This window comes from Streptomyces sp. NPDC058086, from assembly GCF_042885015.1.
Taxonomy (GTDB): domain Bacteria; phylum Actinomycetota; class Actinomycetes; order Streptomycetales; family Streptomycetaceae; genus Streptomyces.
Genome location: NZ_JBHVST010000026.1, coordinates 73,202 through 95,458, shown reverse-complemented (window position 1 = coordinate 95,458; position 22,257 = coordinate 73,202). Strand labels below are relative to the sequence as shown.

23 protein-coding genes are annotated in these 22,257 nt (G+C 69.7%); 3 read left to right on the top strand and 20 right to left on the bottom strand.

Annotation, left to right across the window (positions count from 1 at the left end):
* Nucleotide 1: 1 nt before the first annotated feature.
* From ACFVWD_RS21885 to ACFVWD_RS21835, 11 genes are all read right to left on the bottom strand, one after another.
* Nucleotides 2-616, bottom strand: coding sequence for a DNA-binding response regulator (locus ACFVWD_RS21885; RefSeq protein ID WP_168510936.1), 615 nt, complete (start codon nucleotides 614-616; stop codon nucleotides 2-4).
* Nucleotides 613-1,788: a sensor histidine kinase gene (locus tag ACFVWD_RS21880; protein WP_389598201.1), complete on the bottom strand. Its 1,176-nt coding sequence runs from the start codon at nucleotides 1,786-1,788 to the stop codon at nucleotides 613-615. Before ACFVWD_RS21880 ends, ACFVWD_RS21885 begins: the two co-directional genes overlap by 4 nt.
* The gene (locus tag ACFVWD_RS21875; RefSeq protein WP_389598199.1) at nucleotides 1,785-2,525 is read right to left on the bottom strand and encodes an ABC transporter permease; all 741 of its coding nucleotides are present in this window, start codon (nucleotides 2,523-2,525) and stop codon (nucleotides 1,785-1,787) included. The genes ACFVWD_RS21880 and ACFVWD_RS21875 overlap by 4 nt, the downstream gene beginning before the upstream one ends.
* Nucleotides 2,522-3,448, bottom strand: a complete 927-nt coding sequence (locus ACFVWD_RS21870) for an ABC transporter ATP-binding protein (protein ID WP_389598198.1) — start codon at nucleotides 3,446-3,448, stop codon at nucleotides 2,522-2,524. The genes ACFVWD_RS21875 and ACFVWD_RS21870 overlap by 4 nt, the downstream gene beginning before the upstream one ends.
* A 166-nt stretch (nucleotides 3,449-3,614) precedes the next feature.
* Nucleotides 3,615-5,861 carry a hypothetical protein gene (locus ACFVWD_RS21865; RefSeq protein ID WP_389598196.1) on the bottom strand — a complete coding sequence of 749 codons (2,247 nt, stop codon included), beginning with the start codon at nucleotides 5,859-5,861 and terminating at the stop codon, nucleotides 3,615-3,617.
* A gap of 160 nt (nucleotides 5,862-6,021) precedes the next feature.
* Entirely contained in the window at nucleotides 6,022-6,441 is a 420-nt protein-coding gene (locus ACFVWD_RS21860) for a DUF6113 family protein (protein WP_389598194.1), read from the bottom strand.
* Nucleotides 6,441-7,427 carry an N-acetyl-1-D-myo-inositol-2-amino-2-deoxy-alpha-D-glucopyranoside deacetylase gene (gene mshB / locus ACFVWD_RS21855; protein WP_389598192.1) on the bottom strand — a complete coding sequence of 329 codons (987 nt, stop codon included), beginning with the start codon at nucleotides 7,425-7,427 and terminating at the stop codon, nucleotides 6,441-6,443. The genes ACFVWD_RS21860 and mshB overlap by 1 nt, the downstream gene beginning before the upstream one ends.
* 54 nt (nucleotides 7,428-7,481) lie before the next feature.
* Nucleotides 7,482-7,724: a hypothetical protein gene (locus tag ACFVWD_RS21850; RefSeq protein WP_389598191.1), complete on the bottom strand. Its 243-nt coding sequence runs from the start codon at nucleotides 7,722-7,724 to the stop codon at nucleotides 7,482-7,484.
* A gap of 370 nt (nucleotides 7,725-8,094) precedes the next feature.
* The gene (locus tag ACFVWD_RS21845) at nucleotides 8,095-8,442 is read right to left on the bottom strand and encodes a hypothetical protein (protein ID WP_389598190.1); all 348 of its coding nucleotides are present in this window, start codon (nucleotides 8,440-8,442) and stop codon (nucleotides 8,095-8,097) included.
* Nucleotides 8,443-8,632: 190 nt separating this feature from the next.
* Nucleotides 8,633-9,526, bottom strand: a complete 894-nt coding sequence (locus ACFVWD_RS21840) for a helix-turn-helix domain-containing protein (protein ID WP_389598188.1) — start codon at nucleotides 9,524-9,526, stop codon at nucleotides 8,633-8,635.
* A gap of 199 nt (nucleotides 9,527-9,725) precedes the next feature.
* Nucleotides 9,726-10,211, bottom strand: coding sequence for an ATP-binding protein (locus ACFVWD_RS21835; protein WP_389598187.1), 486 nt, complete (start codon nucleotides 10,209-10,211; stop codon nucleotides 9,726-9,728).
* 155 nt (nucleotides 10,212-10,366) lie between these two features.
* Between ACFVWD_RS21835 and ACFVWD_RS21830 the strand changes: the two genes are divergently transcribed.
* Entirely contained in the window at nucleotides 10,367-11,245 is an 879-nt protein-coding gene (locus ACFVWD_RS21830; RefSeq protein WP_389598186.1) for a helix-turn-helix domain-containing protein, read from the top strand.
* Complete coding sequence (locus ACFVWD_RS21825) at nucleotides 11,242-11,451, top strand: DUF397 domain-containing protein (protein WP_389598185.1); 210 nt, start codon at nucleotides 11,242-11,244, stop codon at nucleotides 11,449-11,451. Before ACFVWD_RS21830 ends, ACFVWD_RS21825 begins: the two co-directional genes overlap by 4 nt.
* Before the next feature lie 12 nt (nucleotides 11,452-11,463).
* Here the strand turns inward: ACFVWD_RS21825 and ACFVWD_RS21820 are convergent, their stop codons facing one another.
* From ACFVWD_RS21820 to ACFVWD_RS21810, 3 genes are all read right to left on the bottom strand, one after another.
* The gene (locus ACFVWD_RS21820) at nucleotides 11,464-11,721 is read right to left on the bottom strand and encodes a methyltransferase (protein WP_389598183.1); all 258 of its coding nucleotides are present in this window, start codon (nucleotides 11,719-11,721) and stop codon (nucleotides 11,464-11,466) included.
* On the bottom strand, nucleotides 11,658-12,911 hold the full coding sequence (locus tag ACFVWD_RS21815; protein ID WP_389598181.1) for a type I restriction endonuclease: 1,254 nt from the start codon (nucleotides 12,909-12,911) through the stop codon (nucleotides 11,658-11,660). The genes ACFVWD_RS21820 and ACFVWD_RS21815 overlap by 64 nt, the downstream gene beginning before the upstream one ends.
* A gap of 123 nt (nucleotides 12,912-13,034) precedes the next feature.
* The gene (locus ACFVWD_RS21810; protein WP_054228237.1) at nucleotides 13,035-13,229 is read right to left on the bottom strand and encodes a hypothetical protein; all 195 of its coding nucleotides are present in this window, start codon (nucleotides 13,227-13,229) and stop codon (nucleotides 13,035-13,037) included.
* A 176-nt stretch (nucleotides 13,230-13,405) separates the two neighbouring features.
* Here ACFVWD_RS21810 and ACFVWD_RS21805 point away from each other — a divergent pair, with 176 nt between their 5' ends.
* Nucleotides 13,406-15,535 (top strand): prolyl oligopeptidase family serine peptidase, encoded by a 2,130-nt coding sequence (locus ACFVWD_RS21805; RefSeq protein ID WP_389598179.1) that lies wholly within the window; start codon nucleotides 13,406-13,408, stop codon nucleotides 15,533-15,535.
* A gap of 245 nt (nucleotides 15,536-15,780) precedes the next feature.
* On the opposite strand, the gene ACFVWD_RS21800 is transcribed toward ACFVWD_RS21805, so the two are convergent.
* The 6 genes from ACFVWD_RS21800 to ACFVWD_RS21775 form a co-directional block, all read right to left on the bottom strand.
* On the bottom strand, nucleotides 15,781-16,830 hold the full coding sequence (locus ACFVWD_RS21800) for an ABC transporter ATP-binding protein (protein ID WP_389598178.1): 1,050 nt from the start codon (nucleotides 16,828-16,830) through the stop codon (nucleotides 15,781-15,783).
* A complete protein-coding gene (locus ACFVWD_RS21795) occupies nucleotides 16,823-17,836 on the bottom strand; it encodes an ABC transporter ATP-binding protein (RefSeq protein WP_389598176.1) in 1,014 nt (337 codons plus the stop codon). The genes ACFVWD_RS21800 and ACFVWD_RS21795 overlap by 8 nt, the downstream gene beginning before the upstream one ends.
* 5 nt (nucleotides 17,837-17,841) lie before the next feature.
* Entirely contained in the window at nucleotides 17,842-18,828 is a 987-nt protein-coding gene (locus ACFVWD_RS21790; protein ID WP_389598174.1) for an ABC transporter permease, read from the bottom strand.
* Complete coding sequence (locus ACFVWD_RS21785; RefSeq protein WP_389598173.1) at nucleotides 18,821-19,744, bottom strand: ABC transporter permease; 924 nt, start codon at nucleotides 19,742-19,744, stop codon at nucleotides 18,821-18,823. The genes ACFVWD_RS21790 and ACFVWD_RS21785 overlap by 8 nt, the downstream gene beginning before the upstream one ends.
* Before the next feature lie 299 nt (nucleotides 19,745-20,043).
* Entirely contained in the window at nucleotides 20,044-21,669 is a 1,626-nt protein-coding gene (locus ACFVWD_RS21780) for an ABC transporter substrate-binding protein (protein ID WP_389598171.1), read from the bottom strand.
* A gap of 157 nt (nucleotides 21,670-21,826) precedes the next feature.
* Nucleotides 21,827-22,210: a VOC family protein gene (locus tag ACFVWD_RS21775; protein ID WP_389598170.1), complete on the bottom strand. Its 384-nt coding sequence runs from the start codon at nucleotides 22,208-22,210 to the stop codon at nucleotides 21,827-21,829.
* Between the last annotated feature and the right edge of the window lie 47 nt (nucleotides 22,211-22,257).

The following is a 22,257-nucleotide window of genomic DNA, read 5'->3' as shown; positions in this document are numbered from 1 at the left end:
GCTACAGCCAGCCCTTCTCTCGTGCTATCCGGACCGCCTCCGCGCGATTGCGCGCCGCCAGCTTCTGGATCGCTGTCGAGAGGTAGTTGCGGACCGTGCCCTGGGAGAGGTGGAGGGCGGTGGCCAGTTCGGCGTTGGTGGAGCCGTCGGCCGCCGCGCGGAGGATCTCGCGCTCGCGGTCGGTCAGGGGGTTGGCGCCCTCGGCGAGGGCGGCGGCCGCGAGGGTGGGGTCGATGACCCGTTCGCCGGCGAGCACCTTGCGGACCGCCGCGGCGAGTTGGGCGGCCGGGGCGTCCTTGACGAGGAAGGCGTCGGCCCCGGACTCCATGGCGCTGCGCAGATAGCCGGGGCGGCCGAAGGTCGTGAGGATGAGCAGTTTGATGCCGGGAAGTTCCTTGTGGACCTCGGCCGCCGCCTCGATGCCCGTCTTGCCCGGCATCTCGATGTCGAGGAGCGCCACATCCACGTCGTGGGCGCGGGCCGCGGCCAGCACCTCGTCGCCGCGCGCCACCTGGGCGACCACCTCGATGTCGGGCTCGAGGCCCAGCAACGCGGCCAGCGCCTCGCGGACCATCGACTGGTCCTCGGCGAGCAGGACCTTGATCGTGCGGCTCATGCACCGGATCCTACGGGGTGATCGGCGGCCTCGAAGGGGGCCTGCGCCGGTACCCGTGCGACCAGCCGGAACCCGTGCCGCACCCGGCCCGCCTCCAGGGCTCCGCCCGCCTTCTCCAGCCGCTCGGTCAGGCCCGTCAGACCGTTGCCCGGACCATGGCCCGAGCCACCCGAACCGTCGTCCTCCACGCTCAGTTCGAGCACCGGGCCGTCCAGTGTCTGGCGGCGCACGAGCTCCACGGTGCAGCGCCGGGCCCCGCTGTGCCGTACGACATTGGTGATCGCTTCCCGCAGCGCCCAGGCGAGCGCGGACTCGCTCTCCTCGGCGACATCGGTGAGGTCCGGCTCGGCGGGCAGGTCCGCGGTGACGCCCGCCGCCGTCAACGCGACCTGTGCGCCCGCGAGTTCGCCGGACAGCCGGGGCCGCCGGTAGCCGGTGACGGCCTCGCGCACATCGACGAGGGCCTGCCGGCTGACCTGTTCGATGTCGGCGACCTGCTGGGCCGCCTTCTCGGGGTGGTCGGGGAGCATCCGGCCGGCCAGCTCGCTCTTGAGGGTGATCAGGGAGAGCGAGTGGCCCAGCAGGTCGTGCAGATCGCGGGCCAGGCGCAGGCGCTCCTCGTTCGCGGCCAGTTGGGCGACCGTCGCACGGGCCTCGCGCAGCGCGATCGTGGTGCGGATCAGTTCGCGGACGCCGGTCATGGCGAACCCGCCGAGGAACGCCGGGATCAGCAGCCCCGCCAGATACGCCTTGCCGCCCGAAACGGTCAGGGCGATCGCCGTCAGCACGGCGGAGACGGCCGGGATGGCCCAGCGCGCCAGCCGCAGCGGGAGCACCGCGCCGGACGCGATCGAGACGTACACGAACAGGACGAGCCACTCCCGCCCCAGGGTGAAGGAGAGCAGGGCGGCCTCGGCCGCGAGGACCACGAGCGAGACGAACACGAAGGGGGTCGTCTCGCCGCGGCCGGTGCGGAAGACCAGCGCCCCGTACCACCCGACGAAGGCCACCAGGCCGAACCAGCCGAGCACGACGACACCGGTGCTGTGCCCGCCGTGCACCAGGTCGCTGACGGGGGCGCTCAGATAGACGAGCCAGATGCCGGTCCAGATGGCCTTGACCATCTTCTGCCTGCGATTCTGCGGGGGTTGCCCGATGCCGACGCTGCTCACGCCTTCAGCGTGTCCTTCCGGTACAGCCATGCCGCGCCGCCCGCGAAGAGGAGGAAGGAGACGGCGAGGATGACAAGGTCCTTCGCGTGCGGGGCGTCACCCAGTTCGATGGACCGCCCGAGGGCAGCGTACGCGTGCGTGGGCAGCCAGGACGCGATCTTCTGGAGCCAGTCGGGGAAGGTGGTCGTGGGCATCCACAGGCCACCGAGCACCGAGAGCCCGAAGTACAGGATCATCGTGATCGGGCGGACCGCGTCGCCGCTCGCGAGATAGCCGATGGCCACGCCGAGCGCGGCGAAGACGAGGCTGCCGGCCCAGATCGCGCCGGTGAGCGCGAGCCACTGCCAGGCGTCCAGCCGTACGTGCTTCACGGCCGCGGCGACCACGAAGACGACCACGATCGACGGCAGGCTGATCACGGCGGCGCTGGCGGTCTTCGCCAGGACATAGCCGCGGCCCGGCAGGGTGGTGAGCCTGAGCTGCCGTACCCAGCCGCTCTCGCGCTCCTTCGCGATGCGTTCGCTGTTGCCCATCAGGACCGCGGTCAGGGCGCCGAAGGAAGCCATGGAGACCATGAAGAAGGTCGGCAGGGTGAGCCCGGTGCCGTCCACCTTGGTGGTGCTGTCGGCGCTGCCCGCGATGAGCAGGAACAGGGCCGAGGGGTAGACCACCGAGAAGAACAGGAACTTCTTGTTGCGCAGGGCGCGGGTGATCTCGAGCTTGATGAGGCTGTTCACTGCGACTTCGCCTCCTCGGCGGCCGTGATGGCGACGAAGGCCTGCTCGAGCCCGAGCCCGGCGACTTCGAGATTGCGGGGGTAGAGGCCGAGCCCGTACAGCGCGTGTACGGTCGCGTCGGCGTCGGAGGACTGGATGCGGACGGTGTGCCCGGAGACGTCGATCGAGGTCAGGAAGGGCAGGGCGCGCAACGGGGCCTCGTCGATGGGGACTTCCAGGTCGAAGGCGATACGGCGGGCGCCGGCCTTCGCCTTGATCTCGGCGGCGGTGCCGTCGGCCAGCAGACGGCCCCGGTGCAGTACGAGGACGCGGTCCGCGATGGCGTCGGCCTCCTCCAGGTAGTGCGTGGCGAACAGGACGGTCCTGCCCTGGTCGGCCTGCTCGCGCATGGTGGCCCAGAAGGCCTGGCGGGCGGAGACGTCCATGCCGGTGGTGGGCTCGTCCAGGACGATGAGGTCGTTGGCGCCGGCGGTGGCGAGCGCGAAGCGGACGCGCTGTTCCTGGCCGCCGGACAGCTTGTTGACCTTGCGGTCGGCTATCTGCGAGATGCCCGCGCGGGCCAGCACGTCACTGACCTTGTACGGCTTCGGGTGCAGATCGGAGGCCAGCTTCACCAGCTCGCCGACCGTCACCTCGTCCATCAGGCCGCCGCTCTGCAGCATGGCGCCCACCCGGCCGCCGACGATCGCCTCGCGGGGGCTCGCGCCGAACACCCGGACCGCGCCGGTGTCGGCGTGCTTGAGGCCGAGGAGCAGGTCCAGCGTGGTCGACTTGCCCGCGCCGTTGGGACCCAGCAGGGCGACGGTCTCGCCCGGGTGCAGGTCGAGCGTCAGCCCGTCGACGGCCCGTACGTTCCCGTAGCTCTTGCTCACCTGATCGAACCCGACCACCGGGGTGGTGGCGGGCGCCGCTGTTGTCGTCATGGGAACCATCGTGGCCGCGAGGGCCCGGTGCCCGGCAGTGTCGGCGGTCCCGAGTGCCGGATGACAGATGTCATGTCGTGCGGCACGGTCCAGGGGTCCCCGTGCTGCGACGACGGAGCCCCTGCCCGGTGCGGGCAGGGGCTCCGTTCATCCGGACGACCAGGGGTCAGCTCGCTTTGGTGTCGATGACTCCGATGCGCTCCGCCGCCGTCTTGCCGCGCAGGACCTTGCCCAGTGCGGTGACGACGTCCTGCGGCGTGAGAGCGCGCTTCCCGCTCGCGGTCTGGATCTGCACGCCGTCGAAGGTGGTGCCGTACGCCTTCTTGAGCGCCGTGAGGTCGTACGTCTCGACGAGCTTGCCGTTGACGGCCTTGAAGCCGAGGATCTTCGGCAGTGACACGGGACCGAACTTGATGCTGTGCACCGCGTCGGTCCGAACGATGACGATGCCGGACATCGCGGGCTCGGCGAACTCCTTCATCATCCGGTCGACCTCGGCGTTCGAGACGGTCGGCTGACGGGTCGTGGTGGCGACCTTCACCGGGGTGGCGGTGCCGGTCTCGACCTGGGCGCGGTACGCGTCCTCGACGGCCTGGGTCGAGGCCGCCACGTCGATGCCCTTGCCCGCCTTGCCGTACACGGCGACGGCTTTGCCGGACTCGAACTTGATGGTGCCGTCGCTCACCGACCCGGAGCCGCCCGCGGTGCGCTCCAGGGCGGCCTGGAGCTTCTCCTCGTCGACGGGCATCGCCGGCTCGACGACGCGCTGCTGACCGAACAGCGAGCCGATCACGGAGACCGGGTTGTAGTCGCTGCCCGCGGCGGCGCGGACCGTGTCCTGGGCGTTGAACTGGAGCCCGGCCTGATCCGGCTTGAGCGAGACCGTGGTGCCGTCCACCGACAGCCTGAGCGCCTTGTTCATATTGGCCCCGAAGGCGTCGTCGAGCTTCTTGACGGCCTCGTCGCGGGTGCCGCCGCCGATGTCGACGCCGAGCACCGTGGTGCCCTTGGGGACGTCCGAGCGGTTCATCAGCAGCCCCGCGCCGTAGACGCCACCGCCGATGAACACCACGGCGACGACCAGGAGCGTCAGCTTGCTGCGGCCCTTCTTCTTGGCCGGCTTCTTCGAGGAGGCGGCGGGCTTCGGGGCAGGCTCGGGCGCCTTCGGCGGGGTGTGCGGCAGCGGTCCGTCGGTGTGCGCGCCCGGCCCGAACGGGGAGTTCTGGGCGGCAGGCACGACGGGAATGCCGCTGGTCAGGGTGTGCCCGGAGACGTTGTCCACGGGGCCGACGTAGCCCTGGCCGCCCGGATCGGGCGCGGGCTTCTGCGGGGTGAGGATCGCGGTGTCGTCGCTGAGGCCGCCACCGGGGTATCCCGTACCGAGGCCGGCCGCGCCGTGCCCGCCGGGGACGCCATGACCACCGGGGCCACCGGGGCCACCGGGGCCACCGGCCAGGCTGCCCGGAGCCACGCCCGGGCCGACCGGCGGCACCAACGGGCCGTCACCGGTGACCGGACCGCCGGTCGGACCCGCGGGACCGCCCCGGCCGTTCCCCGAGAAGTTCTCCGCGAAGTACGGGAGGTCGTCACGGCGCGGTTCGCCACCCGGCCCTGCGGGGCCACCCGGGCCTCCGGGGCCGCCCGGGCCGTCGCTGCCTATGGCCGGGAACGAGGCCGTGTTCCCCAGCGCCGCGGAGACATCGAAGGAACCGGTGCCGCCGCCGTGACCGGGGGCCACGGGTCCGGCGCCGGTGGCACCGGGCAGCCCGGCACCGTTCGTACCGCCGCTCCCGGGGCGGGGCGCGTTCGCCCCGCCGGGCCGGGCACCGCCCAGGGGACCGGCGCCGTTCGCGCCACCGGGGGCACCCGGACGCGTACCGCCGGTGCCGTTGCCGCCCGGCGCGCCCTGCGGCGCCCCGGGACCCGGTCCCGAACCGCCGGGCAGGCCCGCCCCATTGGTGGACCCGCCGCCCGGGCCGCCGCCCGGCGCACCGGACTTGCGGGGTGCGAACCAGTCGCTGGTCTTCTCTCTGGCCGGAGCACCGCCCGCGGCGGCGGCTTCGGCCGAGGTCTCGGTGGCCGTGGACGCTGCCACGGGCGCACTCACGGCACGCTGCGCCTCCGCCGGGGCTCCCGCGGAACCGGCGGACTCGGCGGGCGACTCGGTGTCCCCGACCGGTGTGCGCACGACGACCGGCGGGATGGGCCGCGATCCGGGGATGTTGATCCGGATCCGTGTCGTCAGCGTGGTCTCGGTCTTGCGCTCCTCCGGCGGGGTGCCGGCGGCCGAACGGCCCGCGTCGGCACCGTTTTCGGAAACCGTGGGGGTCCCGTAGGGGGGCGTCCCCGACGGGTACGCGGCTCCACCGCGCCCGTTGGGCCCGGAGGACGAACTGTCAGTTTCACGACTCAAGGCAGGTTCTCCCGGTTGGCTCCGCCGCCCGTTTACTCGACCTCATCTCGGGCAGCTCGGCGGCGCGCACCACCATACTGGCCGCATTCGGCGCGCAAACCTCGCCCGTCCAGGAAACTCGCACGGGACCCGCACCTGTCCGGTACGGCGAAGTGGTACGTCACTTCCCAAGTCGGACGACGGAGTCGTGCGGTTGCCGCCCCAGACCAAGCGTGGCGCACATCACAGCCACGGCCATCCCGCCGAGCAGGAAGAGGTAGGAACCGAATCCCGCACCGAAGAAGAAGTCCCCTTCCGGACGGGTGGAGGTGAGCAGGACGACCGCGATCATCCAGCCCACGGCGGGCGCGACGGCGCCGGCCCGGGAACCGGTCGCCCGCGATCCGCCCAGGAAGAGCCCGGCGGCGCCGGCCAGGGCGAGCAGCAACCCGCCCGGGAACCAGGCGGCTTGCACCAGCGTCCCGGCGGCTCCGACCACCGTGCCGAGCAGGAACAGGCCCAGGTGGGCCACGATCCGCCCGGCCGAGGGCCGTGGCAGCGGCTGGGCGAGCGCGCTCCCCCGCTGTCCCGACATGCTCATCACGCGTCCGCCTTTCCCTGCTCGATCCCCGTGAATCCCTGCTCGATCCCCGTGAATCCCTGCTCGATCCCCGTGGATCTCTGCTCGGCCCCCGTGGAACCCTGTTCGATCCCCGCGAAGAGGTCGGTCTCACGACCGGGTCCCGCGCGCTCCCCGCGCACCAACTCGTAGTACTCGGTGGTGAACAGCGGTTGCGCGAGTGCGTTCGACAGCGCGAACCAGGGTTCGGCCACCTCGATCTGGGTGGCGTGCGCCCGCATGGCGGCGGCCTTCGCGGTGGCGTACGCGGTCCCGTCGATCGCGGTGGTGACCACCGTGTCGTCGACCACGCCGGGTACGTCGGCCACGGCGGCGGAGTGTTCGAAGGGCAGTCCGGGCAGGGCCTCGCGCAGCCGTCGGAAGCCTTCCTCGACGACGGCGCGCGGGGCGCGGTTCCAGTAGACCTTGCTGATCTCCCAGGGCGCGCCGAGGTCGGGGCGGACGGCGGGGTCCGCGGCCAGCTCGACGGCGCGCACGGCGACGCGGTGGGCCTGGATGTGGTCCGGGTGTCCGTAGCCCCCGTCGGGGTCGTAGGTGACGAGCACCTGGGGGCGGACCTCGCGGATCACCTCGACCAGGTACTCCGCGGCCTCGTCGACGTCGGCGGACCAGAAGGCGCCCGCGCGGTCGTTCTGCTCCAGGCCCATCATCCCGGAGTCGCCGAAGCGCCCGGGACCGCCGAGGAAGCGGTGGTCGGTGACCCCGAGCTCCTTCATGGCGGCGGCCAGCTCACCGATCCGGTGCGGGCCGAGCCCGCCCTCGCGGTCGGGCGCGAGATGCGCCAGCGCGGACGGGATGACCTCGCCCTCCTCGCCGAGGGTGCAGGTCACCAGCGTCACATGGGCGCCCTCGGCCGTGTACCTGGCCATGGTCGCGCCATTGTTGATCGACTCGTCGTCCGGATGCGCGTGCACCAGGAGCAGACGCCGGTCGGGCAGTTCCGTCATGGAACCCACCCTACGAGGCGCCCGGCCCACCGTCCGCCCTCCCCCGGCCGCCCGTCACCCCTGGTCGTCGAGTACGTAGGCGATCGCCAGCGCGATCCGCTCGATCCAGTCGATCGCGTCGGTGACCTCGGCCTCGTCGATCGGGCGGCGCTGCTTGAGATCGCCGTCGATCAGGTCGGCGTCGTGGGCGATCTTGTTGCGCCGCTGAGTGATCTCCAGATAGCGACTGCGAAGCTTTTTCTCGTTCAGGGTGGTACGGCCCTGGAACCAGTCGTTGATCGCTATCGCTACGATCACGATTCCCGAGCCGGACGGGGGCCAGTCAAGCCGGAAAGCAGGCCTCGGATGAAGGTGGCCGATTGCGGCCCGTCCGTTTCCGGATCGCACTCCTCCGGGCCCGATGAGCCGACGGTTCAGAAACCCAGATATGTGATCTGAACGATGTAGACGCGCTCGCTCCGCACGACGACCTGATACGTGAACATCCCGCCGGGGATGATGATGTCGCCGCCCTTCGGGTCGTCCCCTTCGTGGGCCCGGCCGTGAATGTGGAAGGCTTCGGCCGCCCTGACCAGTTCGTCCGCCTTTCTTTCGACTTACGCGAGAAAGTCGGCCGGAGCGGTACGAGCGGCTTCCTCCGCACCGAAGGCGTACTCCCACTTCCAGCTCACGCGCGGACTGCCTTCATGGCCTCGTCCAGGACGGAGGTCAGTTCTCGGAGCGCTTCCTGGGCAGTGGCCTGATCTTCGTGTTCCAGATGGCTCTTCGCGTGGGAGTAACGGGCGGACAGATCGGGGCGGCGGGCGATCTCGATGTCCCTGGCCCAGGTCAGGGCCCAGCTCTGCACGGGGCTGAGTGACTGCCACTCGACCGCCTTGGCGAATGCCTCGTCCTTCTTGGCCTGCATCTCCTCCAGGCGGCCCGGGTCGACGACCGCGAGGGCCGCGCGCAGGGCGTCAGGGGTGTGCTCGGGACGGGGGATCAGCTCGTGTCCGTGATCAGACTGGGTGCTCATCGTGTCCTCCTGGGGATGCCCCCGCCAGAGTATCGAGCCGGGGCGGCAGCCGAGCCGGCCTCGGGAGGAGGGCGGAAGCGCATCGGCGGAGTTTCTGTCCACAAGAGGGGAGCCGGCCATAGCGGAGCCCGGAACCTTTCGTGTCGCAAAGCCAATGACCTGAAGGTCTGGATACCTGAACAAGCGCGTGTCAGGCAGCCGTGGGGACGGCGACCCGGCAGTCGCGACAACGACCGGGCTCGGGGGCCCGGAAGGCGCGCTCACAGCCGTCGCAGGTCTGGAGTGGGTGCCGGGCGGCCGCCGGCGGGGTGGGCGCACGGAACGGGGGCGGTGGTGGCAGCTGCGCGGCGAGTCGGTGAGCCAGGAGGGCTGCCGGACGTCGTAGCCCTTCGGGCGGCAGGTCGCTGATGAGTGCACGGCGTACGGCGGTGGCGCTGACGTCGCGCTCCAGCCAGGCTGCGACGCCAGGGGTGAGGTGAGCGCTGTCGCAGGTGGAGAGGAGCAGGCGAGGGTCGTCGCGGCGCAGGTCCGCGAGGAGGTCGGCGGCGACCTGGAGGAGGGCGGGGGCGGGGCAGGAAGGGAGCGGTACTGCGGGGAGGGGCTTGCGGGGTGCACGCGTCCCGGGATGCCCCGGGGTGGGGTGCGGGGGTCGTGCGGGCCGTGCGGCGGGTTCGAGGGCAGCCCCGTGGCCCGTACGGCGTCCGGGCTGGTTGCAGGAGACCGTGCGGGTGACGATACGGCCGCCCGGGACGCGTTCGCGGGCGCGGCGCAGGTAGCCGTGGGCTTCGAGCTCGCGCAGGGCGGCGGCGATACGGGTCGCGCCCTCGGAGAAGCGGGCGGTGAGCGTCTTGATGTCGACGCGGGCGCCGGCGGGGAGCGACTGGATGTGTACGGCCAGCCCGATGGCGAGAAGCGAGAGCTCAGGGTGCTGGGCGAGGTGGTTGCCAACCACCGTGAAGCGGGTGGTGTGGCGGGTGTTTTCGTGGGTGAGGCCGCCGGAGTGCGCGGCGTGCCGGTTCGGGTGCTTGTTCTCGACAAGCCGGGACTGGGCGCGCGGGGGCCCGCTAGGGTTCTGCGTATCCATCGGGAAGTCCTTGTCTTCCTCGGTGGTCAGGCCCTCGCATTGGGATTGCCGTCCCGGCGGGGGCCGTCGCATGTCTGCGGTTGTGTTGCGCCGAGCGTAGGGCAGGCAACCGGCCCCTGATCCAGCTGAGTTGGCGATGTTCACCCGCGCGGGTGAGTTTGCGCGGCGGGCGGGAGGGGTGGGGCTTGGTCGGGTTCTTTCACCTTTGTGTTTCTTGGGAAAGACCGCCCGTCGTACCGGAACACGGGCAGTCGGGTTCCGGTACGAGGTCCAGCTCGGCCCATACCGTCTTGCGCGGGGGCGACCCCGGGGCCCAGCCCCAGCGATCGGCCAAGGCGTCGACGAGGACGAGACCCCGGCCGGACTCGGCGTCGGGGGCGGAGTGTCGCGCGTACGGAAGACGGTCACCGCGGGTGTCGGTGGCCTCGATCCGGAGAGTGTCGGCGACGACGTAGAGCGTGAGCCGGAAGTCGCGGCCCGGGACACGTCCGTGCGTCGCCGCGTTGGCCGCCAGTTCGGCGACGATGTGCGCCGCTGGGTCCAAGGGGAGTCCCCAGGTGCGGAGTTGCTCGGTGGCGAGAAGACGGCCGAGACGGGCGCCGCGTGGCGTCGGCGACAGGAGCACGCTGAAGTTGCGGATGGGAGTGACGGGCTGAGCCTCGGGGGCGGCTGTTTCTTGATTCACGTCACTCAGCGTGGCGGCGCGTGCATACCGTGAACAGTGACAACGCCGATACGTACGGTGACTGTCCGGGCGTTGTCCGATGGTGTCCGGCCAGTCCGGAACGGTCGTACGGGTAAGGGGCGTTGAGGCACGGTGGTACGACGGAGGGGCGCGCGATGCAGCAGGTGGACGGTGAAGCGGGACGGCTCAAGAGCGAGGCGGACGAGCCGGGTTGGGAGGTGGACCCGGACGACGACTGGGGTGTGGCGGTCGTCGCGACCGTCGGGCGGCAGCTGAAGCTGCGGCGGGAGGCGGTGGGGATGCGGGCCGCCGAGTTCGGGAAGGCGGTCGGGTACGGCGAGGACATGGTCTACAAGATCGAGGGCGGGAAGAGGATTCCCCAGCCTGAGTATCTGGACAAGGCCGACGAGGTGTTGGTGGCGGGTGGGTTGCTCTCGGCGATGAAGGAGGACGTGAAGAGGGTTCGGTACCCGAAGAAGGTGCGGGATCTGGCGCAGATGGAGGCCAGGGCGGTCGAAATCGGGGTGTACGAAAGCAGCAACATCGCCGGTCTGTTGCAGACGCCTGAGCACACGCGAGCCTTGTTGGAATCGTGGCAACCAGCCTATTCACCGGAAGACTTGGAACGCCGGGTTGCCGCCCGTATGGCTCGGCGGTCCGTCTTCGACCGATCGCCCGCGCCCGCCCTTGGGTTCGTCCTGGAAGAGGCGACGCTCCGCCGCAAGGTTGGAGGCACAATGGTGCGGCGACAGCAGTTCGAACGCCTGCTGGAGGTGGGACGGTTGCACAGCGTCACCCTTCAGATCATGCCCATGGACAGTGGAGCGCATCCCGGTATGAGCGGCAGGATCGAAGTGCTGAAGTTCGAGGACGGCACGGCTGTCGGACGTTCCGACGGCGCATTCAACGGTCGTCCGGTCTCCGACTTGAGGCAGCTGCGCCTCCTTGAGCTGCGATACGGCACCATCCGGGCCCAGGCTCTCCCACCCGGGGAGTCGCTGGCCCTCGTCGAGCAAGTGCTGGGAGAAACATGATCCACAAGTCCACTGCCAGGCCCACCTCCGCACTGGAGTGGTTCAAGAGCAGCTACAGCAGTGGCCCCGACGGCGATTCCTGCGTCGAGATCGCCACCACTCCCGGCACGGTGCACGTCCGCGATTCCAAGAACGCCGCCGGCCCCCAGCTCGCGCTCACGCTGGGGGCATGGGCCGACTTCGTGTCGTACGCGTCGGAAGACTGACCGGCGGGTCGGCTACTCGACCTCGGCCTCCGGTACGTCAACCTCGCCGCCCAGGGCACGTGCGATGGCCGTGAACTCGTTCAGGGCGGACTGGAGGTCGCGGACGATCTCCTCGGCGATCACCTCGGGCGCGAGGCCACTGTCGGCGTCGTCGAGCGCAGGGTCCTTCATCCACGTGATGTCGAGGCTGACCTTGTCGCGAGCGATCAGGTCCTCGTAGCTGAACTTCCTGAACGGGCCGTTCTCGTCCTCGGACTCGACGCGGGACACCGTGGGCTCACCGGAGCGGTACGCCTCCACGAAATCGTCCAGGTGGGCACGAGTGAGCGGGCGCTGCTTGAGCGTGAAGTGCTGGCCAGTACGGAAGTCGTAGAACCAGGTCCCTCCCGGCGCCACACGGCCATCGCGTGCTCCTTGAGCACACCCGCCGCGTACCGCTCGTTCTGGGCGAGGGCTCCGGCGAGCCGGGTTCCCTCACGCTTCGCCTCGATGACACCGACGATCTTCCCGTCCACGTAGAGGACGTAATCGGCACGGCCGGTGGCCAGGGTGAACTCTTCGATGGCGACGCCCCTGCCCGCCAGCGGGTTGGCGTCCGCCTTGGCCTGGATCAGCCAGCCCGCCTTGGACAGCATCGCGTCGATCTTCTTCCGCGCCTGCACCTCGTTGAGCGGGGCGGGGCGCTGCGCGCGCTCCACGATGGCGTCACGGGCGGCGGAGGCGACCTTGCGGGGCTGGACACGCTCTCGGTCGTACTGCTGCTGGTGGGCAGTCCGCAGCTCCGAGACCTGCGTCCGCAACTCCTCGATCTGTTCGGCATACGCGGTTTTGGTCCGCTCCGCACTGGCGATGAGGGCCTCGGCCTCTTCACGGGCCCGCCGCGCCGCTTCGAGGCGGTCGCTGGTCTCGGACAGCTTCACGCGCGACTCCGCCAGCGCGCGGCGATGCCCCTCCAGCGCCTCCTGGAGCTCCGTGATCTCCTCGGGGTCGGCCGACTGCACGTCAGTCGGAAGGGTCGGCGGGACGAACGCGCCCACGGTCCGCGTGCCGCCCATGGCCCGGTCGAAGAGATCACCCAACTGCCAGCACAACTTCAGCGCTTCGAGTGCCTTCGTCGTGTCGAACAGGTGGTTGTGCGCGGCGTCGTTGCGGCCTCGGCGGAGCTTGTCGAAGGCGTCACGGCTCCAGCCGACCAGCACGCCTGCCCGCGTCAGCGCGTTGAGGCGGTCGAACTGGCTGGTGCCCTCGACCCGAGTGCCGGTACGGGTGACGAACTCCTCGGCCAGCACCTCGCCGAACTGCCCGGCGCTGACGTAGGCGGCGTTCGGGTTCGTCAGAACCGTGAGCTCCGCCTGCGAGCCGTAGATGGCCAGGAGAGGCTGGTACCCGTACAGGCGCCCGAAGTTGGGAGACGCCTTCGCCAGCTTCCGGAGCCGATCATCCGCACTGTGTCCATCCACGCGCCGCTGCCTCAGCCTTCACTTGTCCTGGATCCGCCAAGTTTACGGAGCCAGGCAGTACAAAGCAGCGGAACAGGACAGGCAGTGGGCGGAGTTCGGCTCCAAAAGCTCAGCCGGCACCCGTCAGAACTTGAAGCTGCCGATCATGTCCGCGACGTTCGTCGTCAGGTCGCTGATCGTGGGGGCCATCGTCGAAGAGGCGAGATAGAAGCCGAACAGGACACACACGACCGCATGGCCGGCCTTCAACCCGGACTTCCTGACCAGGATGACGACGATGATCGCCAGCAGCACCACCGCCGAAATCGAGAGTGCCACGGCGGCTCACCTCCAAAGATCCCAGGGACACGGGGGGTCGGACATGGGGGTCGGTAAATCCATACAGCGGCCAGCAGGTTCATACCCACACACCGCCAGTGATCATAACTATCCATACGCGCGCATCGATCGGCGCACGGCCGCACAAGGGGGCGCATGGCCAATATGGTCAAGGCATGACGACCGAGCCTCTCTCCTTCCCCCGCCGGTACGCCCGGACGCAGCGCTTCACCCTCGGCGCGCCCCGCGCGTTCACCGTCTCCCCGGACGGTTCCCGGGTGGTGTTCCTGAGGTCCTCCTCCGGTACGGACCGGGCGAATCAGCTGTGGGTCCTCGATGTCGCGGAGAGGCAGGAGCGCGTCGCGGCCGACCCGCGGACGCTGCTCGGCGGCGCCACCGAGCGCTTGTCGGCGGCGGAGCGGGCACGCCGCGAGCGCAGTCGCGAGGGCGGCGCGGGGATCGTCGGCTATGCCACGGACACGGCGGTCGAGCTGGCCTCTTTCGCCTTGTCAGGGCGGCTTTTCACAGCGGAGCTGCGGGCCGGTACGGCACGTGAACTCCGGGTCCCGGGACCGGTGATCGACCCGCGTCCCTCGCCCGACGGACGGCTCGTCGCGTACGTCCGCGGGGGCGCCCTGCGGGTCGTCGGCGCCGAGGGGGAGGATGACCGGGCGCTCGTGGAGCCGGAGTCCGGGGCGGATTCGGGGACGGTTTCCTATGGATTGGCTGAGTTCATCGCGGCCGAGGAGATGGGGCGTTCGCGCGGTTTCTGGTGGTCTCCGGAAGGGGACCGGCTGCTGGTCGCGCGGGTCGACGACGCGCCCGTCCGGCGCTGGTGGATTTCCGATCCCGCACAACCGGAACGCGCTCCGCAGCAGGTCGGCTACCCGGCCGCCGGAACGGACAATGCGGATGTAAGGCTCTTCGTGGTCAGCCTCGACGGGGTGCGCACGGAGGTGGTCTGGGACCGGGCGCACTATCCGTATCTGGCGCATGTGCACTGGTCAGCGGCGGGCGCGCCGCTGATTCTGGTGCAGGCGCGAGACCAGCGCAGCCAGCTGTTCCTGGCCGTGGACCCGGACACCGGGGCGACCCGGATGGTGCACGCCGACGAAGATCGACAATGGCTTGATCTTTTCCCTGGTGTGCCGTGCTGGAGCCCGGCGGGACAGCTCGTACGGATCGCCGACGAGGGCGGTGCACGGGTCCTGGCCTTCGGCGAACGCCCGTTCACGGGACCGCAGCTGCATGTGCGCGCAGTGCTGGACGTCTCGGACGACGACATGCTGATCTCGGCGTCGGCCGGCGAGGCGGCCACCGCCCCGGAGACGGGCGAGGTGCATGTCTACCGCGTCAACGAGCTCGGTGTCGAGCGTCTCTCCCAGGAACCCGGCGTGCACGCGGCGGTGCGCGGCGGGGGCGTGACCGTGCTGGTCTCCTCGGTGCCGGACCGGCCGGGCGCCCAGGTGCAGGTGCTGCGAGAGGGAAAGCGTGCGGCGGCTATCACGTCGTATGCGGAAAGTCCCGGTCTGTCCCCGCGCGTGACGCTCACCGAGGGGGGCGCACGGAAAATCTCATGCGCCCTGCTTATGCCTACTGACTACGACGGTGTCACTCCCCTCCCCGTTCTCATGGACTCCTACGGCGGTCCGCACGGCCCCCGGGTGCTGGCCGCGCACAACGCGCACCTCACCTCGCAGTGGTTCGCCGACCAGGGCTTCGCGGTGATCGTCGCCGACGGCCGCGGCACCCCCGGCCGCTCCCCCGCCTGGGAGAAGGCGGTCCGCGACGACTTCACGCTGACCCTCGACGACCAGATCCACGCGCTGCACGGCCTCGCGGAGCGGTTCCCGCTGGATCTGTCCCGGGTGGCGATCCGGGGCTGGTCGTTCGGCGGCTGGCTCGCGGGGCTCGCCGTGCTGCGCCGCCCCGACGTCTTCCACGCGGGCATCGCGGGCGCCCCGGTCACCGACTGGCGGCTGTACGACACCCACTACACGGAGCGCTACCTCGGTGACCCGGCGGCGGCCCCGGAGGTGTACGCGAGGAGCTCACTGATCACGGACGACGGACTGTCCGCGCCCGCCGAGCCGCACCGGCCGCTGATGATCGTGCACGGCCTCGCGGACGACAACGTGGTGGTCGCGCACGCCCTGCGGCTCTCCTCGGCGCTCCTGGCCGCGGGCCGCCCGCACGAGGTGCTGCCCCTGTCGGGCGTCACCCACATGACCCCGCAGGAACAGGTCGCGGAGAACCTGCTCCTGCTCCAGGTGGACTTCCTGAGGCGCGCCCTCAAACTGAGCTGAGCCACAAAACCCCACAGAGCACCGCAACCATCAATTGAGGAACCCCGACGAAACCCCAGCCACGTCCGCGAAAGCGGCGCCGGTTTAGGCGCAAAGAGGTGCGACGGGCCGGGGCGACATGGCGCGCCCCGGCCCATCTACGGCACCCGCACGGCCGTACGCTGATTACCTTGACGCGTCCGTATATCGGTGCCGCTTCGACCAAGTTGCCTGCGTGTTAACGAAGTTCGCCAGCATTTGCGGGGTTATGTCGCCCGCTCGGGCGGTTCCTCCGGCGGTACGACCCGCTTCTCCTCCGCGAAGTGGCAGGCCGAGTCGTGCGCGGCCGGGCCCACCACGAAGCGGAACTCCGCGGGCACCGCGAGCAGCGGCACCTCCAGCGCGCAGCGCTCCTGGGCCTTCCAGCAACGGGTGCGGAAGCGGCAGCCGGAGGGGATGTTCGCCGGGGAGGGCACGTCTCCGGTGAGGATGATCCGCTCCCGGCGTTCGCGGGCCTCCGGGTCGGGTACGGGCACGGCGGAGAGCAGGGCCTGCGTGTAGGGGTGCGTCGGGTGGTCGTAGATCTCGGCGTCCCTGCCGGTCTCCACGATCCGTCCGAGGTACATCACGCCGACCCGGTCGGAGATGTGCCGCACGATGGAGAGGTCGTGCGCGATGAAGACGTAGCTCAGGTCGAACTCGTCCTGGAGCCGTTCCATCAGGTTGATCACCTGCGCCTGCACCGAGACGTCGAGCGCGGAGACGGGCTCGTCGGCGACGATGATCTCGGGGCGCAGCGCCAACCCCCGTGCGATGCCGATGCGTTGGCGCTGGCCACCGGAGAACTGGTGCGGGTAGCGGTTGATGTACTCGGGGTTGAGGCCGACCACGTCCAGCAGGTCCTGGACGCGCCTCCTGCGGTCGCCCTTGGGCGCGACCTCGGGGTGGATCTCGTAGGGCTCCCCGATGATGTCTCCGACGGTCATGCGCGGGTTGAGCGAGGTGTACGGGTCCTGGAAGACCATCTGGATGTTGCGGCGTACGGCCTTGAGCGCCTTGCCGGACAGCTTGGTGATGTCCTCGCCCTTGTACTTGATCGTCCCGTCCGTCGGTTTCTCCAGGTTGACCAGCATCCTGGCGACCGTCGACTTGCCGCAGCCGGACTCGCCGACGATGCCGAGGGTCTCGCCCGCGGCGAGTTCGAAGTCGACCCCGTCGACGGCCCTGACCGCGCCGATCTGCTTCTTGAAGAGGATCCCCCGCGTCAGCGGGTAGTGCTTGACCAGGCCGCGGACCTCCAGAATCGCCTCAGCCATCGAGGCACTCCCGCCAGAAGAAGCAGGCGCTGGTGCGGGCCCCGTCTTCCTGGTCCACCGCTTCCTGGGCCTCCTCTTCACGGTCCACCTTGAACAACGGCGGCACCTCGGTGCGGCAGATGTCCTGGGCCATCGGACAGCGCGGGTTGAAGGCGCAACCGGGCGGGATGTGCATCAGGTTGGGCGGCAGGCCCTTGATCGCGTAGAGCTCGTGGCCCTTCTGGTCGAGGCGCGGGATCGACTCCAGGAGGCCTTTGGTGTACGGGTGGGCGGGGGCCTTGTAGATGTCGTGGACCGGCGCGGACTCGACGATCCGGCCCGCGTACATGACGGCGATCCGGTCGGCGACGTCCGCGACGACGCCGAGGTCGTGGGTGATGAGGATGAGCCCCATGTCGAGCTCGCGCTGCAACTCGGCGAGCAGGTCCATGACCTGGGCCTGGACGGTCACGTCGAGGGCGGTGGTCGGCTCGTCGGCGATGATCAGGGCGGGCTCCAGGGCCAGCGCCATGGCGATCATGATGCGCTGGCGCATACCGCCGGAGAACTGGTGCGGATAGTCGCGCACCCGGTCGGCGGCGGCCGGGATGCGCACCCGGTCCATCAGCTCGATCGCCTTGGCGCGGGCGTCCTTGCGGGACATCCCCCGGTGCACGGTGAACATCTCGCCGAGCTGGTCGCCGACGCTGAGCACGGGGTTGAGGGAGGACAGCGCGTCCTGGAAGATCATCGCCATCTCGGCGCCGCGGACCTTGCGCCGCTCGTCCTCCTTGAGCTTCAGCAGGTCCCGGCCCTGGAAGAGGATCTCGCCGCCGGTGATCCTCCCGGGCGGCATGTCGAGGATGCCCATCACGGCCTGCGCGGTGACGGACTTGCCCGAGCCGGACTCGCCGAGGACGGCGAGCGTCTCGCCCTCGTCCACGCCGTAGTCGACCCCGTTGACGGCCTTGGCGACCCCGTCCCGGGTGCGGAACTCCACGTGCAGATCGCGTACTTCGAGCAGCACGGCCGTCACCTCAGCTTCGGGTCGAGGGCGTCGCGCACCGCGTCGCCGAGCATGATGAACGCGAGCACGGTGATCGCGAGGGCGCCGGCGGGCCACAGCAGCATGTGCGGGGCCGTGCGGATGTAGGCGGAGGCCGAGGAGATGTCGATGCCCCAGCTGACCGTGGGGGGCTTCAGGCCGACGCCGAGGTAGGAGAGCGTCGCCTCCAGCGCGATGTAGGTGCCGAGCGCGATGGTGGCGACGACGATGACCGGCGCGACGGCGTTGGGGGTGATGTGCCGCAGCATCAGGCGGGAGTTCGAGGCGCCGAGGGCGCGGGCGGCCTGGACGTAGTCGTTCTGCTTGATGGTGATGACGGAGCCGCGCGCGATGCGGGAGATCTGGGGCCAGCCGAGCAGCACCATGAACCCGATGACCGGCCAGATGGTGTTGCTGGTCACCACGGAGAGGAGGACCAGGCCTCCGAGCACGACGGGGATCGCGAAGAAGATGTCGGTGACCCGGGACAGGACCGAGTCGCCCGCCCCGCCGAAGAACCCGGCGAGCCCGCCGAGCACCGAGCCGAGGATCGCGACGCCGAGGGTGGCGCAGACGCCGACGCTGATCGAGACGCGGGTCCCGTACACCACCCGTGTGTAGACGTCGCAGCCCTGCCCGTCGAACCCGAAGGGGTGTCCCAGCTGCGAGCCCTCCTGGGCCTTGGCGAGGTCGCACTTGAGGGGGTTCTGGGTGGCGATCAGCGAGGGCCACAGGGAGATGACGACCAGGAAGAGGATGAGGAGCCCGGAGACGATGAAGACGGGGTTGCGCCGCAGATCGCGCCAGGCGTCGGACCACAGGCTCCTGGGCTTCTCCTGAGGGCCCGTGCCCTCAGGGCCGCCGGGCGTCCGCTCCAGGGTGGCGCCCTCGCTCGTGGCGAGGTCCATGGCGCCGCCCGCGCCGGTCGCGGCGATGGCGCCGTCCCGCTGGTACGGCGGCAGCTGCTCAGGCATAGCGGATCCTCGGGTCGAGTACGGCGTAGAGGAGGTCGACGAGCAGGTTGGCGACCAGGAAGACGAGCACGAGGACGGTCACGAAGCCGACCACGGTCTGGGTGTTCTGCCGCACGATCCCCTGGTAGAGCTGGTAGCCGACGCCGTGGATGTTGAAGATCCGCTCGGTGACGATCGCGCCGCCCATGAGCGCGCCGATGTCCGTGCCGATGAAGGTGACCACGGGGATCAGCGAGTTGCGCAGCAGGTGCTTGGTGATCACCCGGTGCCGGGGCAGGCCCTTGGCGACGGCCGTACGGACGTAGTCGGACCGTTTGTTCTCGGCGATGGAGGTCCGGGTGAGCCGGGTGACGTAGGCGAGGGAGACGGAGGCGAGGACCAGTCCGGGCACGATCAGTTCGCCGAAGGCGGCGTCCGTGGAGACCGAGGGTCTGATCCAGCCCCACTCGACACCGAAGAGTAGTTGCAGCAGCAATCCGGTGACGAAGGTCGGGATCGAGATGACGACGAGGGTGAGCAGCAGGACACCGGTGTCGACGGGCCGGCCGCGGCGCAGCCCGGTGACGACGCCCAGCAGGATGCCGATGACGATCTCGAAGAGGATCGCGACGATCGTCAACCGGATGGTGACGGGGAAGGAGGTCGCCATCAGCTCGGTGACCGGCTGCCCGGTGAAGGCGGTGCCGAAGTCGCCGGTGAAGACATTGCCCATGTACGTGAGGTATTGCTGCCACAGCGGCTTGTCGAGGCCGAACTCCTTGCGCAGCTGGGCGGCGGTGGCGGGGTCGCACTGCCGCTCGCCGCACAGCCCCGCGATGGGGTCGCCCATCACGTTCACCATCAGGAAGATCAAGAGCGTGGCGCCGATGAAGACCGGGATCATCTGGAGCAGACGCCGGATCACATACCGTCCCATGAGGGCTCCGGAGGTAGTACGGGACCCACGCCCGGGTTCGCTTCAGCAACCCGGTGCTAGGGCCTTTCGTTTGGATCAGGTCATTTCAGGAGACGGGGCTTGATCAGTGCCGGTGAGCGGGGTCTGGTGCGTGCAGCTGCAAGGCGGAGGAGGGAGGCGACGCGATGGGGGTCCCTCCCTGTTCGAGCGAAGCCGAGAACTTGGGGGAGTCGTTGACCGACGACAACGCCGCAGATGTGCGTGCCAGACCCCGCGGCCCAGGCCTGATCCAAACGACAGGCCCTAGCCCCGTGGACGGCTCAGCTGACCTTGATCTCGTTGTAGACGGGCACGCTGAACTGGTTGAGCGCCACGTTGGAGATCCTGTCCGAGTAGCCCGCGCTGCCGTTCTGGTACCAGAGCGGGATGGCGGCCATGTTGTCCCGTACGACCCCTTCGGCCTGCTGGAAGAGCTGGATGGCCTTGGCCCTGTCGGTCTCGGCGTTCGCCTGGTCGACGAGCTTGTCGAAGTCCTTGTTGGACCACTTGCCGTCGTTGGAGGAGGCGTTCGTGTAGTACAGCGGCTGAAGGAAGTTCTGGATCAGCGGGTAGTCCATCTGCCAGCCGGCCCGGAAGGGACCCGGCATCTTGTGCTGCCCGATCTGGTTGCGGAAGTCGGCGAAGGTGCCGACGGGGTTGCCGACGCAGGCCTTGTCGTTGCCCATCGCGTTGTTGATGGAGTTGCAGACGGCGTCGATCCACTCCTTGTGGGAGCCGCTGTCCGCGTTGTACGAGATCTTGACCTGGCCGCCGGGCAGACCGCCGCCGTCCTGGATCAGCTTCTTCGCCTGCGCGGGGTCGTACCGGCAGGAGGCGCCGCACAGCCCGTCCTGGAAGCCGCCGGCCGCGCCGAGCACCGGTGAGGTCCAGTCGGAGGCCGGGGTGCGGGTCTTCCGGAAGATCGTGCTGGTGATCTGGTCCCGGTTGATCGCCATGGACAGGCCCTTGCGGACTTTCTCCATGCCGCTCTTGTCCCAGGCCTTGTCGTAGAACGGGAAGGCGATGGTCTGGATGATGCCGGCCGGGGTGTTGATGTACCGGCCGGCGAGGTCGCTCTTCACGTTCTTGAGCTGGGCGGCGGGCACGTCGTCGACGAGGTCGAGGTTGCCCGCCATCAGGTCGGTGTAGGCGGTGTTGCTGTCCGTGTAGACCTTCAGGTCCACCCCGCCGTTCTCCGCCTTGTCCGTCCCCGGGTACGCGTCCCACTTCCGCAGCGACATCATCGAGCCCTTGGCGTACGAGTCGACGGTGTAGGGCCCGTTGCCGATCGGCTTCTTCAGCCAGGCCGCGTGGTCGCTGAAGAACGCCTTGGGCAGCGGCGCGAAGGCCACGTAACCGAGGGTGTCGGGGAACGTCGAGAACTTCTGGTTGAGCTTGACGGTGAAGGTGCGGGCGCCGGTGACCTTCAGCCCCGACAGCGAGTCCGCGCTCTGCGTTCCCGTCTCGGGGTGGACCTTGTCGTAGCCCTCGATGTACCCGAAGAAGTAGGCGTTCTTCTGGTTGTTCTTGAGACTGGCCCCGTAGTTCCAGGCGTCCACGAAGGACTGGGCGGTGACGGGCTCTGCGTTGCTGAACTTCCAGCCGTCCTTGACGGTGATCGTGAAGTTCTGCGAGTCCGAGGTGTCGATCTTCTGCGCCAGCATGTTCTGGGCCGCGCCGGTCCTGGCGTCGTACCGCTTCAGACCCCGGAAGATCATGTCGAGGACCTTGCCGCCCTGCACCTCGTTGGTGTTGGACGGCTCCAGCGGGTTCTGCGGGTCTCCCCAGGAGGAACTGAGCACTCCGGACGCGCCGCCGCTGCCGCCCCCGCCGCCTCCGCAGGCCGTCGCCCCGAGGGCCACCGCCGCCGCGCCGGCGGCCCATTTGGCGTGCGTCGCTCCACGCATGGAGTGCCTCCCAGAGTGCGCTGCCGCGAGCGCCGCGGCGCTGTTCCATTACCGGCCAATATCGACCGATAAGGCACATACCGCACATTCAGCCCACCCGTACGTGGGATCGCACACCCATATGTGTCAGCCCGATACGTGTCAGGCGCGACATGCGTCAGGCGCGCGCCACCAACTCCACCTCGAAGCCGTCCGCGTCCTCCAGATACGCGGCGCAGTGCTCCAGGCCGCCCGCGTGCGGATAGCGGTCCGGGAAGAGGGGGGACCATCCGTGGTGGGGTGCCTCGGCCACGAGCCGGTCGAGCTCGGTACGGTCCGGCACGTGGAAGGCGAGGTGGTTCAGGCCGGGGCGGAGGCGGTCGTGGGAGTCCGTCTTCAGCGCGGGCGACTGCTCGACGACGAGATAGGTCTCGCCCCGGCGCCAGCTGCGGCCGTGCGGCCACTCCTGGTACGGCTCACAGCCCAGGCGCTCCAGCAGCCATCCCCAGGAGCGGACCGCGCGCTCCAGGTCCGGCACCCACAGTTCGACGTGATGCAGCATCTTCCCCCACCCGGCCCTCGCCCGATCTTTCCCCGCCCGATCTTCCC

Excerpts from the sequence above, each read along its gene's own strand:
- ACFVWD_RS21885 (WP_168510936.1), bottom strand. The coding sequence starts at position 616 with ATGAGCCGCACGATCAAGGTCCTGCTCGCCGAGGACCAGTCGATGGTC.
- ACFVWD_RS21870 (WP_389598198.1), bottom strand. The coding sequence starts at position 3,448 with ATGACGACAACAGCGGCGCCCGCCACCACCCCGGTGGTCGGGTTCGAT.
- ACFVWD_RS21860 (WP_389598194.1), bottom strand. The coding sequence starts at position 6,441 with ATGAGCATGTCGGGACAGCGGGGGAGCGCGCTCGCCCAGCCGCTGCCA.
- mshB (WP_389598192.1), bottom strand. The coding sequence starts at position 7,427 with ATGACGGAACTGCCCGACCGGCGTCTGCTCCTGGTGCACGCGCATCCG.
- ACFVWD_RS21845 (WP_389598190.1), bottom strand. The coding sequence starts at position 8,442 with ATGAGCACCCAGTCTGATCACGGACACGAGCTGATCCCCCGTCCCGAG.
- ACFVWD_RS21840 (WP_389598188.1), bottom strand. The coding sequence starts at position 9,526 with ATGGATACGCAGAACCCTAGCGGGCCCCCGCGCGCCCAGTCCCGGCTT.
- ACFVWD_RS21830 (WP_389598186.1), top strand. The coding sequence starts at position 10,367 with ATGCAGCAGGTGGACGGTGAAGCGGGACGGCTCAAGAGCGAGGCGGAC.
- ACFVWD_RS21825 (WP_389598185.1), top strand. The coding sequence starts at position 11,242 with ATGATCCACAAGTCCACTGCCAGGCCCACCTCCGCACTGGAGTGGTTC.
- ACFVWD_RS21805 (WP_389598179.1), top strand. The coding sequence starts at position 13,406 with ATGACGACCGAGCCTCTCTCCTTCCCCCGCCGGTACGCCCGGACGCAG.
- ACFVWD_RS21800 (WP_389598178.1), bottom strand. The coding sequence starts at position 16,830 with ATGGCTGAGGCGATTCTGGAGGTCCGCGGCCTGGTCAAGCACTACCCG.
- ACFVWD_RS21790 (WP_389598174.1), bottom strand. The coding sequence starts at position 18,828 with ATGCCTGAGCAGCTGCCGCCGTACCAGCGGGACGGCGCCATCGCCGCG.
- ACFVWD_RS21785 (WP_389598173.1), bottom strand. The coding sequence starts at position 19,744 with ATGGGACGGTATGTGATCCGGCGTCTGCTCCAGATGATCCCGGTCTTC.
- ACFVWD_RS21780 (WP_389598171.1), bottom strand. The coding sequence starts at position 21,669 with ATGCGTGGAGCGACGCACGCCAAATGGGCCGCCGGCGCGGCGGCGGTG.
- ACFVWD_RS21775 (WP_389598170.1), bottom strand. The coding sequence starts at position 22,210 with ATGCTGCATCACGTCGAACTGTGGGTGCCGGACCTGGAGCGCGCGGTC.